Source organism: Mycobacterium sp. NGS45 (assembly GCF_059812645.1).
On sequence record NZ_JCALDB010000006.1, the window covers coordinates 80,066 to 93,807 of the forward strand.

11 protein-coding genes are annotated in these 13,742 nt (G+C 68.4%); 5 read left to right on the forward strand and 6 right to left on the reverse strand.

All coding sequences use genetic code 11. The features are described from left to right. Positions 1 to 235 precede the first annotated feature (235 nt). Complete coding sequence (locus AC5Y3P_RS07565; protein WP_500045277.1) at positions 236 to 1,108, forward strand: type IV toxin-antitoxin system AbiEi family antitoxin; 873 nt, start codon at positions 236 to 238, stop codon at positions 1,106 to 1,108. 220 nt (positions 1,109 to 1,328) lie between these two features. Continuing rightward, positions 1,329 to 3,209: an ABC transporter family substrate-binding protein gene (locus AC5Y3P_RS07570; RefSeq protein WP_500045279.1), complete on the forward strand. Its 1,881-nt coding sequence runs from the start codon at positions 1,329 to 1,331 to the stop codon at positions 3,207 to 3,209. Between the two features lie 21 nt (positions 3,210 to 3,230). Here AC5Y3P_RS07570 and AC5Y3P_RS07575 read toward each other — a convergent pair whose 3' ends face one another. Together AC5Y3P_RS07575 and AC5Y3P_RS07580 are read right to left on the reverse strand one after the other, a co-directional pair. Next, positions 3,231 to 4,382 (reverse strand): hypothetical protein, encoded by a 1,152-nt coding sequence (locus tag AC5Y3P_RS07575; RefSeq protein WP_500045280.1) that lies wholly within the window; start codon positions 4,380 to 4,382, stop codon positions 3,231 to 3,233. A 46-nt stretch (positions 4,383 to 4,428) separates the two neighbouring features. Continuing rightward, entirely contained in the window at positions 4,429 to 5,052 is a 624-nt protein-coding gene (locus tag AC5Y3P_RS07580; protein ID WP_500045281.1) for a hypothetical protein, read from the reverse strand. Positions 5,053 to 5,231: 179 nt separating this feature from the next. Here AC5Y3P_RS07580 and mshB point away from each other — a divergent pair, with 179 nt between their 5' ends. Continuing rightward, positions 5,232 to 6,116, forward strand: a complete 885-nt coding sequence (gene mshB, locus AC5Y3P_RS07585) for an N-acetyl-1-D-myo-inositol-2-amino-2-deoxy-alpha-D-glucopyranoside deacetylase (protein ID WP_500045282.1) — start codon at positions 5,232 to 5,234, stop codon at positions 6,114 to 6,116. A gap of 520 nt (positions 6,117 to 6,636) precedes the next feature. Further along, entirely contained in the window at positions 6,637 to 6,972 is a 336-nt protein-coding gene (locus AC5Y3P_RS07590) for a hypothetical protein (RefSeq protein WP_500045283.1), read from the forward strand. 3 nt (positions 6,973 to 6,975) lie between these two features. Here the strand turns inward: AC5Y3P_RS07590 and AC5Y3P_RS07595 are convergent, their stop codons facing one another. Further along, entirely contained in the window at positions 6,976 to 8,358 is a 1,383-nt protein-coding gene (locus AC5Y3P_RS07595) for a serine/threonine-protein kinase (RefSeq protein ID WP_500045284.1), read from the reverse strand. Between the two features lie 238 nt (positions 8,359 to 8,596). Here AC5Y3P_RS07595 and AC5Y3P_RS07600 point away from each other — a divergent pair, with 238 nt between their 5' ends. Continuing rightward, positions 8,597 to 11,143 (forward strand): bifunctional FO biosynthesis protein CofGH, encoded by a 2,547-nt coding sequence (locus tag AC5Y3P_RS07600; protein WP_500045285.1) that lies wholly within the window; start codon positions 8,597 to 8,599, stop codon positions 11,141 to 11,143. Positions 11,144 to 11,183: 40 nt separating this feature from the next. On the opposite strand, the gene AC5Y3P_RS07605 is transcribed toward AC5Y3P_RS07600, so the two are convergent. From AC5Y3P_RS07605 to ctaD, 3 genes are read right to left on the reverse strand one after another with little or no spacing between them, the layout of a single operon-like run. Beyond that, on the reverse strand, positions 11,184 to 11,681 hold the full coding sequence (locus AC5Y3P_RS07605) for a DUF309 domain-containing protein (RefSeq protein ID WP_500045286.1): 498 nt from the start codon (positions 11,679 to 11,681) through the stop codon (positions 11,184 to 11,186). Between the two features lie 39 nt (positions 11,682 to 11,720). Next, positions 11,721 to 12,002, reverse strand: a complete 282-nt coding sequence (locus AC5Y3P_RS07610) for a hypothetical protein (protein ID WP_500045287.1) — start codon at positions 12,000 to 12,002, stop codon at positions 11,721 to 11,723. Between the two features lie 6 nt (positions 12,003 to 12,008). Beyond that, positions 12,009 to 13,718 (reverse strand): aa3-type cytochrome oxidase subunit I, encoded by a 1,710-nt coding sequence (gene ctaD / locus AC5Y3P_RS07615; protein ID WP_500045288.1) that lies wholly within the window; start codon positions 13,716 to 13,718, stop codon positions 12,009 to 12,011. Positions 13,719 to 13,742 lie beyond the last annotated feature (24 nt).

Below are 13,742 nucleotides of genomic sequence, written 5' to 3' on the forward strand. Positions count from 1 at the left end.
CTTGCACATTCTGTGCGGGTAGGGCACGCAGATGTACCCTCCTTGCACACTCTGTGCGGGTAGGGCACGTGAAACTGCTGTTCGGCGTACCCTCCTTGCACACTGCGTGCGGGTAGTGCACGTGAAACTGCCAATTCGTGTGCAGTGGTTGCACATTGGGGACGGCCCGCCAGGTTTTCCACAGGACCGCTCGCACTGAATGGCTTCTGCGCCGCCCAACGCAGAACATGCCGACATGGAGCAACTCCAACAGTTGATGGCCCAAAGCGACGGTGTGGCTCGCTTCGCGGAGATCCGTGCGGTCCTCGGGCGACGGGTAATGGAACGGTTGGTCCGCGAACGTGAGCTGGTGAAGATTTGGCCGGGCATCTACTGCCTGGGCGAGCCCGCGAATGCTGTGCGGTTGCGCGGTTTGGATCTGCGCTGTGGCCAACGCGTTGCGGTGTGCCTGCACACCGCGGCCGGCGTGCACGGCTTCGACATCGAGAACCCGAAGCGGCTGCACGTGCTGAATCCGGCCGGGAGACAGTTGCGCGACGGCCCGTATCTGGCGGTCCACCGCAGGCAGGGTGTGCCGCTGACGACGGTGCGGGGCCGACCAGTGAGCGAGGCCGCCTGGACTGCGGTGGACGTGGCCCGTCGTCTGGAGCGGCCGCGGGCGCTAGCCACCCTCGATGCGGCGTTGCGTAGTAAGACCTGCCAGGCCGCGGGCCTCATGCAGGCCTGCGACGCCCAGGCGGGCCTGCACAACATCGCCCAGGTTCGGGAACTGGTCCCGCTGGCGCGAGCAGAGGCCGAGTCGCCAATGGAAAGCGAGGCCCGGCTGGTGATGCACGACGGTGGTATCCCCGAGCCCGAGTTGCAGCTACGGATTTCAGATCGGTCGGGGAAGGTCTGGCGAGTGGACTTCGCGTGGCGGGTACCAAAGGTGATCGTCGAGTACGACGGCTACGACCACCACAAGAGTCCGGAGGAGATGCGACGGGACCACGAACGGCGGGCCGCGCTCGAGGATGCGGGCTGGCGGGTCCTGGCCATCACCGTCGATGACGTGCGGCGGTATCCGGAGCGCATGCTGGCGCGGCTGCGAGCACTGCTGAGCAGCTGAGGTCCGTAGCTGACATCGATGGCGCCGCGATTCTGGATGGTGCCCTCAGGCGCAGTGCAGGAAAGGTCAGGGGCCGTCCTCGAGGTGTGCAGTCGTCGCTCTGGACGGGTCCCGGCCCAGGCCGGACCGGCCTGGAAGCAGGTAGCCGGGTCCGCACGACATCGCCCATCTCGGCGATCGCTACCGGGGGTCGGCGAGTCGGGCCGATACCCTGTAACCCGTGCCGACAGCCCTGCGACGCCTCTCCGTGTGCGCTGCCCTGCTGACGGCGCTGGTCACCGGGGGTTGCACGGTCAGCCCGCCGCCGGCCCCGCAGAGCACCGAGACGGCCGATGCCAGTACCCCGCCCCCGCCGAAAGCGACCATGATCATCATGGGCATCGACAACATCGGTGCCGGCTTCAATCCGCACCTGCTGTCCGATCAGTCCCCGGTCAACGCCGCGATCAGCGCGCTGGTGCTGCCGAGCGCGTTCCGTCCGGTGGCCGACGCCAAGACCCCGGCCGGTTCGCGTTGGGAGATCGACAACACCCTGCTGCTCTCGGCCGAGGTGACCAGTCAGCAGCCGTTCACCATCACCTACAAGCTGCGGCCCGAGGCGTCCTGGACCGACAATGCGCCGATCGCCGCCGACGACTTCTGGTACTTGTGGCGCCAGATGGTCAGCCAACCCGGCGTGGTGGACCCGGCCGGCTACGACCTGATCACCGGTGTGCAGTCGATCGACGGCGGCAAGACCGCGGTGGTCACCTTCCGGCAGCCCTACCCGGCCTGGCGCGAACTGTTCAACAACCTGCTGCCCGCGCACATCGTCAAGGACGTACCGGGTGGTTTCCTGGCCGGGCTGGCCCGCGCATTGCCGGTGACCGGCGGCCAGTTCCGGGTGGACACCATCGACCCGCAGCGTGACGAGATCCTGCTCGCGCGCAACGACCGGTTCTGGGGGCCGCCGGCCAAACCCGACCAGATCCTCTTCCGGCGCGCGGGAGCGCCTGCGGCCCTTGCGGATTCGATGCGCAACGGGGACACCCAGGTGGCTCAGGTGCACGGCGGCGCCGCGGCCTTCGCGCAGCTGTCGGCCATTCCGGATGTGCGCACCTCGCGGATCGTCACACCGCGCGTCATGCAGATCACGCTGCGCGGTCAGCAACCGCATCTCGCCGACCCGCAGGTGCGCAAGGGTATCGCCGGACTGCTGGACATGAACCTGCTGGCCGCCGTCGGCGCCGGCAGCGACAACACCGTGACGTTGGCGCAGGCCCAGGTGCGGTCACCCTCGGACCCCGGCTACGTGCCGACCGCGCCGCCCGCGTTGACCCGCGAGGCCGCCTTCGAGTTGCTGGAAGCCGCCGGATACACCGTCGGACGTGAGGTGACTGCGACGCCCGAGCCCACACCCGGCGTGCCCGCACCCGCCCCCGAGGTCACCCGCGGCCGAATCAGCAAGGACGGCAACCAGTTGTCGCTGGTGATCGGCGCTGCGGCCAACGACCCGACGTCGGTCGCGGTGGCCAACACTGCGGCCGATGAACTGCGCAACGTCGGGATCGCGGCGTCGGTGTCGGCGCTGGATCCGGTGATGCTTTACGGAGAGGCGTTGGCCACCAACAAGATCGACGCGATCGTGGGCTGGCACTCAGCCGGCGGGGATCTGGCCACCTCGCTCGCGTCACGCTACGGCTGCCCGGCCCTGGAGGCCACCGCGGTGTCCACCTCGGGTGCGCCCCCGACCACCGCGACGACGCCGACCGCACCACCCACCGCGCCGACGACCACGGCACCGGTGACGCCGGCGACCACCACCCCGGAGGCGCCACCGCCGGACTCCGGTGCCCTGGTGCAGGCGCCGTCCAACTTGACCGGTGTGTGTGACTCCTCGATTCAGCCCTATATCAGTGCGGCCCTTGATGGTTCGAAACCCATCGACGAAGTGATCGAACTCGTCGAACCCAAGCTGTGGTCGATGTGGACGGTGCTGCCGATCCTGCAGGACACCACGATCGTGGCGACCGGGCCGACGGTGTCCAACGTCAACTTGTCCGGCGCGGTGCCGGTGGGCATCGTCGGCAATGCCGGCGACTGGGTGAAGGTGCAGCAGTAGCCGGCACGCGACGGGTGGTGCTCACTCCTCGGCGGCTGGCGTCTTGGCGACGGCCCGTTTGGTGTCGGGTTTCTTGAACACCTTGCTGGCGGCCTTCTTGACCGCGGTGTCGAGTCGTTTGGCGGTCGCGGTGGCGCGCTCGTTGGCGCTGGCCAGCCGGTCCTTGACCGCTGTGGCGACCGGTCCGTTGCGCACCGTGAGCTTACCCGGCCGCTCGGCATCGGGCTGTTGTGCGCCCGGTGAGAACTTGCCCAGGAACGAACTGCCCGGCACCTTCGGCGTGGTCTTGGCCTCGACCGGGTCCGCCGCTTCGCGGGCGACCAGCGTGGTCGAGGCCTCGGCCGGGTCGGCGTTGCGATCGACGCCCAGGGCATCGGCCACCGCGTCGCGGACCTGGTTGCGGGCACCGATCAGCTTCTCGTTGCGGAACTGCATGATGGCGCCGTCGTCATCGGGATCCGTGGGATCCCCGTTGCTGCCGCCGAGCGGGGGGCTGATCACCGACGCCACGGCCTCGTAGGCCGGGTCGATGATGTACAACGGCGCATCGATGTAAGCCTCCAGCGCGTCGTACAGGGCGCCGCGGTCACGGTCGAGGATCGCGGCCGTGATCGGGACAATGCCCAGCGGTGCGCCGATCAACGCGGTGGCCAGGTTTTCGGCCGACTTGGCAAAACCGGCCGCCACGACCGACGACGGATTGTCGGGCATGTCGCCGTCGACGCCGAGCGCCTCACGCAAATCGCTCAAGCCCGCCCACAACACCTCGCTGCGGAACTGCATGATCGCGCCGTCTTCGTCATCCGTCGTGTACGGGTCGTGATCGGTGCCGCCACCCAACTCCTCGGGCAGCACCTCGGCGATCGCGTCGATGGCCGGGTCCAGCGCCCACAGTGGAGCATCGATGGCCTGTCGAATCACATTGCGCAACAACGCATCATCGCCGATCACCAACGCCACTGCGGCGATCGCCGGGCTCAACGGTGCCAACGCGACGGTGCCCAGGATGCGCTCGGCCGACAACGCCGCCGAAGCCAGCGCACCGTCGTCGTATTGCACCGCCATCAGCTGCGGTGCGGCGTACCGAGTCTGCGATTGAGCCTCGACGGTCGGTGGTGCCACCGGAGTGATCGCGATGACGCCGGCCGCTGCGACGGCCAATCCGGTGGTCAACCCAAATTGCTGGCAAACACCCATTATTCCCCCAAGGAACGATTTACTACCCCGTCCCTTCTGCACTGTAGGGCTCGGCGGGGGCTTCTGGGGCGGGATCGGCAGACTCGGCGGCGGCAGCCGAGGCCGGCTCCTCGGACTCGGCCGGGGCATCGGCAGCGGGCTCGTCGGCTTCGACGGGGACATCCGGGGACAGGTCGGCCGGTGCGAGATCTTCCGGAGGCGCACTGCCGACCGGGGTCAGGTAGAACGGCGCCGACAGGCTCTGCGGCGGGGCGTCGTCGCAGCCGCCGGTGAAGAAGAAGCCGAGCTGGCCCTCGAGCGTGATGGCGTCCCAGGAGTAGGTCACGTCGGCCGGCAGGGTGGTGCCGTCGTCGCAGGTCAATGCATCGACACGGGGCACCCGCATGGTCCAGCTGCCCACCGACAGGTGCGCTTCGCCTTCCCACGGCGCGTACACGCCGCCCGAGTCGGCGACTCGCACGCACGGGATGAACGGCTGATCGTTGGGATCGTCGACGCAGGGCCGCACCGTCCAGGTCGACGGCTCGTCCTCGCCCATGTCCATCAGGTAGACGCCTTCGAAACCTTCTGCGGCGGCCGGACTGGCGAAGCCAATCGAAGCCAACGTCGCGGCCGCAGCCGCCGTCAGCGCCGTAGCGTTCCTCAAGGCGTGCTCCTTCACTTCTGGTCGATCGATGCAGATCGGACCGCGGTATCGCGGTGGCCCGACGATAGGACGATAGGCGACCGCGGCCCTCGGCGGACGCGTCCCGGCCGAAATCCGTAGCGGCCGGGCCGGGTCCAGCCGTCATGGAACCAGCGTCGGGACCTCACTAGGCTCAGCAGATGCCCGCTGAGCGACCGCGTCTGCTGTTCGTGCACGCCCATCCCGACGACGAGACCATCACCACCGGTGCGACCATCGCGCATTACGCCGCCCGCGGCGCCGACGTCGACGTCGTCACCTGCACCCTGGGTGAAGAGGGTGAGGTGATCGGCGAACAGTGGGCCAGGCTGACCGTCGACCACGCTGACCAACTCGGCGGCTACCGGATCGGGGAACTCACCGCGGCGCTGCAGGCGCTGGGCGTCGGCGCGCCGCACTACCTCGGTGGGGCCGGCCGGTGGCGGGACTCGGGTATGGCGGGCACCCCGCCGCGTACCGGCAGCCAACGTCTCGTAGACGCCGACGAGCGCGAGGTGGTCGGCGAGTTGGTCGAGGTAATCCGGACGCGGCGCCCGCATGTGGTGGTCAGCTACGACCCCAACGGCGGTTACGGCCACCCCGACCACATCCGGACCCATCAAGTGACTACCGCGGCGGTTGAGGCCGCGGCCGGTACCGACTTTGCCGGACAGCCCTGGTCGGTGCCCAAGTTCTATTGGACGGTGACCGCACGCAGCGCCCTCAATGCGGCCAACGCCCAACTCGAAGCCGCCGACCTGCTGCCGCACTGGCAGCAGTTGGGTGACTTCGGCGACTTCGGTTTCCCTGACGAGCAGATCACCGCGGTGGTCGAAGCCCAGGACGGGTTGGCCGCCAAGATCGCCGCGCTACGTGCACATGCCACCCAGGTGAGCGTGGGACCGACCGGTCGGGCCGGCGCACTGTCGAACAACCTGGCCATGCCGATCATCGCGGAAGAGCACTATGTGCTGGTCTCCGGAACGCCCGGGGAGCGTGATGCGCGCGGCTGGGAAACCGATCTGCTGGCCGGCCTGAACGTCTAGCAACAGAAAATCGCCGGCGAGACCGCCCCCTCCACGGTCCCGCCGGCGAAGTCTTCGGGCACTCAGCCCCGCATCTCGCGGCGACCCTGCCGCGGCCAGGCCTTGCGTTTGCAGCCGACGCGTAGTGACGAGCGTCCGGAACTGCCGTCGCCGCCGGTGATTTGGGCGATCGGTGAGGCGCATACTCGGTTGTGCATCGGTGCCTCCCGGGTCGTGCTGACGTGGTCTGGTTCGAAGTTACGGAGGCGCGGACGGTCACGGAACCAGCTATGGAGTCTTCGAGTAGTGATCGCCGGACACACGAGTAGTGGCTACTCGCATCCGGTAGGCTTCCCTTCGCAGCGCGCATCGGAAGAAGGACGGTCATGGACCAGGATCTGGACCCCAACCAGCAGCATTGGCAGGATCGGATGGACAGCTATCAGTGGGTCGTCGGTTCCTTGGTGGCGTTGCTCGACAGCGTCCCGACCTGAGCGACGACGTCGACGACGGGACCCACCCGGTCCTGCGGATCGTCGTCTTGACGTTGCTGGCCATCGATGGCGTGTTGTGCGCCTTGATGGCCGCGTTGTTTCTGCCCTCGTATCTGGGCGCGATCCCGTTCCCGATCAGTGCGGTGCTCGCCGGCCTGGTCAATCTGGTGTTGGTGTGGGCCGCCAAGTATTGGGCCGCCGAACCTCGGTTGGCCGCATTGCCGCTGTGGACCTGGCTGGCCACCGTCATGCTGCTGATGGTGGGCGGGCCGGGCTCCGATGTGGTGTTCGGCGGCACCGGCGCGATGGGTCTGGTGCTGGTGTTGGTGGGCGCCGGACCGGCCGCGTGGTGGCTGTGGCGCCCGCAGACCGCCGCGGGCTGACCGTCAGTCCGTGGTGGCCGAACGCGGGGTGCGCCGCGGCGCCTTCTCCGCAGTGGCCTCGCCGACGCCGGTGCTGGTGCGGGTGGCCCGCTCGGCAGCTTCGGTCACACGCTTGAACACCTTGCCGGGCGCCTGGGCGATGCGCTGCAAGCGCTCACCCGGTGTGGCGCGGACCTTGGCCGCCGCGTTCGGTTCCGCCACGGTGGCGCTCGGCGCGTCCGGACGCTTGGGCGTGAGCTGAACTTCGGGCCGGATCTGCGGCACTGCCGTGGTGTCGGACGTCTTCGGCGCGGCGCGCAGCGCCTCGCGCAGCAGCTTGCGGGGCGAGCCGATGCGGGTGAGGCTCAGTCCGGCCGGTGGCCCAGCCGTTGTGCGGTCGGCCGGCGCGTCGGTGACCGGTGCGCTAACCGCGGGCGGGGCCGGGTCCGGGTCGCCCTGATCGGCGGTCAGCTCGACAGGGTCGTTCAGCTCGACAGGGTCGTTCGCTTGCTCGACGGGGTCGTCGAGCTGTTCGGCGACGGCGCCCGCATCAGGTGCGTCGAGGGCGGCCGGTGTGGTTAGCGCCCGGACCCGCTCGGCGAACTCGGCGGCGCGGTCGGCCAGGCTGATCGGCGCTGCGGTGACCTCGCGCAGCAGCTGAGCCAGCTGATCGCGAAGTTCACCGGTGGCCAACGCCGCAGAGATATCCAGGTCGGTCGGCGTTGCCGTGACATCGCGGAGCCACTGGGTCAGTTCCGCTCCGAACCCACCGGAACTCAACGCCGCAGACAGCTCCGGGCCGGCCGACAGTGCCGTGCTGGTAGCGGTGAACGGGAGCGGCGGAACCGGCGGCAGCGGTGGCAACCACCCGAAAAGCCAGTTGATCTCGTTGTTCGCCAGCTGGATGACCGCGTCCCAGGTGTCGCTCGCGACGTTGCCCAGCCCGGTGAAGAAGGGAACCGGCCCGAAGATCCAATCATCGAGGTTGAACACGATGCTGCGGACGATGGACTCCCCGAACTGGTAGAGAATCGGGATCTGTCCAGCCAGCCACCCCACCACGGGCACCCATCCGACCGCCCACGCGGCCACGTCGAAACCCCATTCCACCCAGGGCTCGCCCCAGTTGTAGACGTTCTTGATCGCGCTGTTGATGTCGGAGGCGACAGATTGCGGCCCGATGTCGACCGCAGCGGTGGCTGCCTGATCGGTCAGTGCCGGGGCAGACTGCCACAGCGTGGTGTTGACCAGGCCGGTCAACGCTGTCGACGCGGTGAGCGTGATGGGCCTGGCCACCGCTGCGGGTACCGGCGCTGGAACCGGCGTCACTGCGGGCGCCAGCGCGATCGCGGCGGCGGCCGTCGTGGTGACCGCGGCGGTCAGAACGCAACGCAACGAAACAGTCATGCTCAGCTCCATCCTCCGTGCGCCCCGCCCGCAGGAGAACTTACGGCAGCGAGCCGGAATCCATCCGGATTTGAGCGCACCGGCAGGGCGGATGCAGCGTCGGGCAGTGCAGGATTACTGTGGAGGCGGTCCGGCAGCCGAGTATCAGATAGTGGGACACGCGGATGAATTCTTTCCACCGACGGGTTATTCGGGAGTGGCCCTGAACCCTCAGCGTGTTGATCTGCCCGGCCCGAGCATGCCTCCGGCCCCAAACCAGGCCCCGTCCCAAGCCAGCCCGGCTGCGATGCGTCGGGTGTTGCGCCGCGCGCGCGACGGGGTAGCGCTCAACGTCGATGAAGCCGCGATCGCGCTCGGCGCCCGCGGCGACGACCTCGCCGACCTGTGCGCCAGCGCCGCCCGGGTGCGCGACGCCGGTTTGGAATCGGCCGGTCGCAGCGGCGCCGCGGGTCGGCTGCCGATCAGCTATTCGCGCAAGGTCTTCATTCCGATCACCCATCTGTGCCGGGACACCTGCAACTACTGCACCTTCGTCACGGTGCCGGGCAAGCTGCGCGCCGCCGGGCAGGGCATGTACCTAGAACCCGACCAGATCCTCGACATCGCTGCGCGCGGCGCCGAATTGGGTTGCAAGGAAGCGCTGTTCACCCTGGGCGACCGCCCGGAGACGCGGTGGGCCGAAGCCCGGCAGTGGCTGGATGAACGGGGCTACGACTCGACGCTGGACTACGTGCGCGCGATGGCGATCCGGGTGCTCGAGGAGACCGGCCTGCTGCCGCACCTGAACCCGGGCGTGATGAGCTGGTCGGAGCTGTCCCGACTCAAGCCGGTCGCGCCGTCGATGGGCATGATGCTGGAGACCACCAGCAGGCGGCTGTTCGAAACCAAGGGCCAAGCCCACTACGGCAGCCCGGACAAGGACCCGGCCGTGCGGTTGCGCACGCTGACCGACGCCGGCCGGCTGTCCATCCCGTTCACCACCGGCCTGTTGGTCGGGATCGGGGAGACGCTGACCGAGCGGGCCGAGACCATCCACGCGATTCGCCGCTCGCACAAGGAGTTCGGCCACATCCAGGAAGTCATCGTGCAGAACTTCCGGGCCAAGGATCACACCGCGATGGCCGCGACCCCGGACGCCGGGATGCAGGAGTTCCTGGCCGCGATCGCGGTCACCCGGCTGGTGTTGGGTCCGGCCATGCGGGTGCAGGCCCCGCCGAACCTGGTGGAACGCGCCGAATGTCTGGCACTGATCGGCGCCGGAGTCGACGACTGGGGCGGGGTGTCGCCACTGACTCCCGACCACGTCAACCCGGAACGGCCCTGGCCGGGCCTGGACGAATTGGCTGATGTGACCGCCGAGGCCGGCTACGACCTGGTGCAACGGCTGACCGCGCATCCGCGCTACATCCAGGCCGGCGCGGCCTGGGTCGATCCGCGGGTGCGGACCCACGTCGACGCGCTGGCCGACCCGGACACCGGCTGGGCCCGCGACGTCAACCCGGTCGGCCATCCGTGGCAGGAACCCGATGAGGCCAGTGAATCGCTGGGCCGCACCGACCTGCACACCGCAATCGACAGCGAAGGCCGGCGCACCGACACCCGCAGCGACCTGGACAGCGCGTTCGGGGACTGGGAGTCGATCCGCGCCCAGGTGCACGAGCTGGCCGCCCGCGCGCCCGAACGCATCGACACCGACGTGCTGGCCGCGCTGCGCAGCGCCGAGCGCGACCCGGCCGGCTGCAGCGACGACGAATACCTGGCGCTGGCCACCGCCGACGGCCCGGCTCTGGAAGCAGTTACCGCGCTTGCCGATTCGCTGCGCCGGGACACCGTCGGCGACGACGTCACCTTCGTGGTGAACCGCAACATCAACTTCACCAACATCTGCTACACCGGCTGCCGGTTCTGCGCCTTCGCGCAGCGCAAGGGCGACGCGGACGCCTATTCGCTGTCGGCCGACGAGGTCGCCGACCGGGCTTGGGAAGCACACGTGGCCGGCGCCACCGAGGTCTGCATGCAGGGAGGCATCGACCCGGAACTGCCGGTCACCGGCTACGCCGACCTGGTGCGCGCGGTCAAGGCCCGGGTGCCGTCGATGCACGTGCACGCGTTCTCGCCGATGGAGATCGCCAACGGTGTGACCCGCAGCGGGCTGTCGATCCGGGAGTGGCTGATCGCGCTGCGGGAGGCCGGCCTGGACACCATCCCGGGCACCGCGGCCGAGATCCTCGACGACGAGGTGCGCTGGGTGCTGACCAAGGGCAAGCTGCCGACCTCGATGTGGATCGAAGTGGTCAGCACCGCGCATGAAGTCGGCCTGCGGTCGAGTTCGACCATGATGTACGGGCACGTCGACACCCCGCGGCACTGGGTCGGCCACCTCAACGTGCTACGCGACATCCAGGACCGCACCGGCGGTTTCACCGAGTTCGTGCCGCTGCCGTTCGTGCACCAGTCCTCACCGCTGTACCTGGCCGGGGCGGCCCGGCCCGGCCCGACCCACCGGGACAACCGGGCCGTGCACGCGCTGGCGCGGATCATGCTGCACGGCCGGATCCCGTCGATTCAGACCAGTTGGGTCAAGTTGGGCGTCGAGCGCACCCAGGTGATGCTGCGCGGCGGTGCGAACGACCTGGGCGGCACGCTGATGGAGGAAACCATCTCGCGGATGGCCGGCTCGGAGAACGGTTCGGCCAAGACGGTCGAGGAGCTGGTCGAGATCGCCGCCGGGATCGGCCGCCCGGCCCGGCAGCGCACCACCACCTACGCCGAACGGGCCGCCTGAGCCGGCGCCCCGGCCGCCCGACGGTTTTGGCCGTCGGGCCTCAGCCGCGGGGCGTCGCGGTCAACCGGGGCCGCAGCCGGGCCGGATCGATGTCGGCGCCGACGCTGACGTCGTCGGCCAGCGCACGGGCGGCCGCCACCAGTCCGGTGATGTCGATCGAATACGGTTCGATCACCCCGGCTCGGGTCAGTCCGTCGGCCGCGCGTCCCAGCAGCGCCTCCGCGCCGCTGGGGTTGCCCCGCTGAATGTGCGTGATGCCGACGGCCAACTGCGCCAGCGACTGCCAGAGCTCCCGCTCGTGGGCAGGCCCGTTCTTCCAGGCCGCTTCGAGCACCTCGTGGGCATTGAACGCGCGGCCCTCGTCGAGCAGATCCTGTGCGTAGCGCAGGGTTTCGGTGGGCGGCAGATCAAGGTCGTCCGGGATGCGCGGGGTGCCGGCACTGCCGGGCGGCAGTGGACGTCCCAGCGCGTCGCGCGGTCGGGCGTTCCGGGGCCGCCCGGCCGGGTCGCGATCACGCTCAGATCTGCTCGCACTCATCGGCTACCGAGCATAGGCGCCGCTGCTCAAGGCCGACGGTCAGCCCAACACGGCGCGCAGTTGGTCCAGATAGTCGTCGTAGGCTGCCGCGACGTCCTGCAGGTCGAGGTTGCCAGGTAGATCGTCGGCGCGTTGTCGCTGCGTCAGATAGTCGAAGGTCGCTGCCACCACCTGCTGCTCATCGCCGTCGTCGCCGACGATGCGCGTCACCACCTCCGGGTCGGCCCGGGTCCAGACCGTCACGACGTCGTCGTCGACGGTGAGCCGGACCAGGTAGTCGTGGTCGCCGAGGGATTCGATCTCGGGTTGTGCGTTCTTCATTGCCAACTACCTTTCTGGATGCCGACCGATGTGCGACTCTGCGCGCATCCGCTCGACCATATGCGGATAGTGCAGCTCGAACGCCGGCCGCTCGGAACGGATCCGGGGCAGCTCGGTGAAATTGTGTCGCGGCGGCGGGCAACTGGTGGCCCACTCCAGCGAATTGCCGTGGCCCCACGGGTCGTCGACCGTGACGACTTCGCCGTAACGCCAACTCCGGAACACGTTCCACACGAACGGCAGCATCGAGACGCCCAGGATGAAGGCCCCGATGGTGGACACCACGTTGAGCGTGGTGAAGCCGTCGGTCGGCAGGTAATCGGCGTAGCGCCGCGGCATGCCCTCGTCGCCCAGCCAGTGCTGCACCAAAAACGTGGTGTGGAAGCCGATCAGCGTCAACCAGAAGTGCAGCTTGCCCAACCGCTCGTCGAGCAGGCGTCCGGTCATCTTCGGGAACCAGAAGTAGATCCCGGCGAACGTCGAGAACACGATGGTGCCGAACAGCACGTAGTGGAAATGCGCAACCACGAAATAGGTGTCGGTGACGTGGAAGTCCAGCGGTGGACTGGCCAGCATGACGCCGGACAGGCCGCCGAGCAGGAACGTGACGACGAAGCCGATCGAGAACAGCATCGGTGTCTCGAAGGTCAACTGACCTTTCCACATGGTGCCGATCCAGTTGAAGAACTTGATGCCGGTGGGCACCGCAATCAGATAGGACATCAGCGAGAAGAACGGCAGCAGCACCGCGCCGGTGGCGAACATGTGATGGGCCCACACCCCGGCCGACAGCGCCGCGATGGCCATCGTGGCGTAGATCAGCGTGGTGTACCCGAACAGTGGTTTGCGGCTGAACACCGGGAAGATCTCGGTGACGATGCCGAAGAACGGCAACGCCACGATGTACACCTCGGGATGGCCGAAGAACCAGAACAAGTGCTGCCACAACAGGACTCCGCCGTTGGCCGGGTCGTAGACGTGCGCGCCGAGGTGGCGGTCGGCGGCCAGGCCCAGCAGGGCGGCAGTCAGCAGCGGGAACACCAGCAGCACCAGGATCGAGGTGACCAGGATGTTCCAGGTGAAGATCGGCAGCCGGAACATGACCATGCCGGGAGCGCGCATGCAGACCACCGTGGTGATCATGTTGACGCCACCGAGGATGGTGCCCAGGCCGCTGACCGCCAGGCCGAAGATCCACAGATCAGCGCCCAGGCCGGGACTGTGGATGACGTCGGCGAGCGGGGTGTAGGCGGTCCAGCCGAAGTCGGCTGCCCCGCCCGGGGTCAGGAAACCGCTGATCGTGATCAGGCCGCCGAATGCGAACAGCCAGAACGACAACGCGTTCAACCGGGGGAACGCGACGTCGGGGGCGCCGATCTGCAGCGGCAGCACCAAATTGGCGAAACCGAACACGATGGGCGTCGCGTAGAACAGCAGCATCACCGTGCCGTGCATGGTGAACAGCTGGTTGTACTGCTCGTTGGACAGGAACTGCAGTCCGGGTGCGGTGATCTCGGCTCGCATCAGCAACGCCATCAACCCGCCGGCGAAGAAGAATGCGAAGCAGGTGACCATGTACATCACGCCGATCAGCTTGTGGTCGGTGGTCGTGATGAGTTTGTAGATCAGGGTGCCGCGCTCGCCCAGACGGGGCGGGAACGGGCGGGTCACCGGACGCTCGATAGTGGTTGGGCTGACGTCTCGGGTGGTCGTCATGGCAGATCTTGCCTGGGCCATCCG

Excerpts from the sequence above, each read along its gene's own strand:
- AC5Y3P_RS07565 (WP_500045277.1), top strand. The coding sequence starts at position 236 with ATGGAGCAACTCCAACAGTTGATGGCCCAAAGCGACGGTGTGGCTCGC.
- mshB (WP_500045282.1), top strand. The coding sequence starts at position 5,232 with ATGCCCGCTGAGCGACCGCGTCTGCTGTTCGTGCACGCCCATCCCGAC.
- AC5Y3P_RS07595 (WP_500045284.1), bottom strand. The coding sequence starts at position 8,358 with ATGACTGTTTCGTTGCGTTGCGTTCTGACCGCCGCGGTCACCACGACG.
- AC5Y3P_RS07600 (WP_500045285.1), top strand. The coding sequence starts at position 8,597 with ATGCCTCCGGCCCCAAACCAGGCCCCGTCCCAAGCCAGCCCGGCTGCG.
- AC5Y3P_RS07605 (WP_500045286.1), bottom strand. The coding sequence starts at position 11,681 with ATGAGTGCGAGCAGATCTGAGCGTGATCGCGACCCGGCCGGGCGGCCC.
- AC5Y3P_RS07610 (WP_500045287.1), bottom strand. The coding sequence starts at position 12,002 with ATGAAGAACGCACAACCCGAGATCGAATCCCTCGGCGACCACGACTAC.
- ctaD (WP_500045288.1), bottom strand. The coding sequence starts at position 13,718 with ATGACGACCACCCGAGACGTCAGCCCAACCACTATCGAGCGTCCGGTG.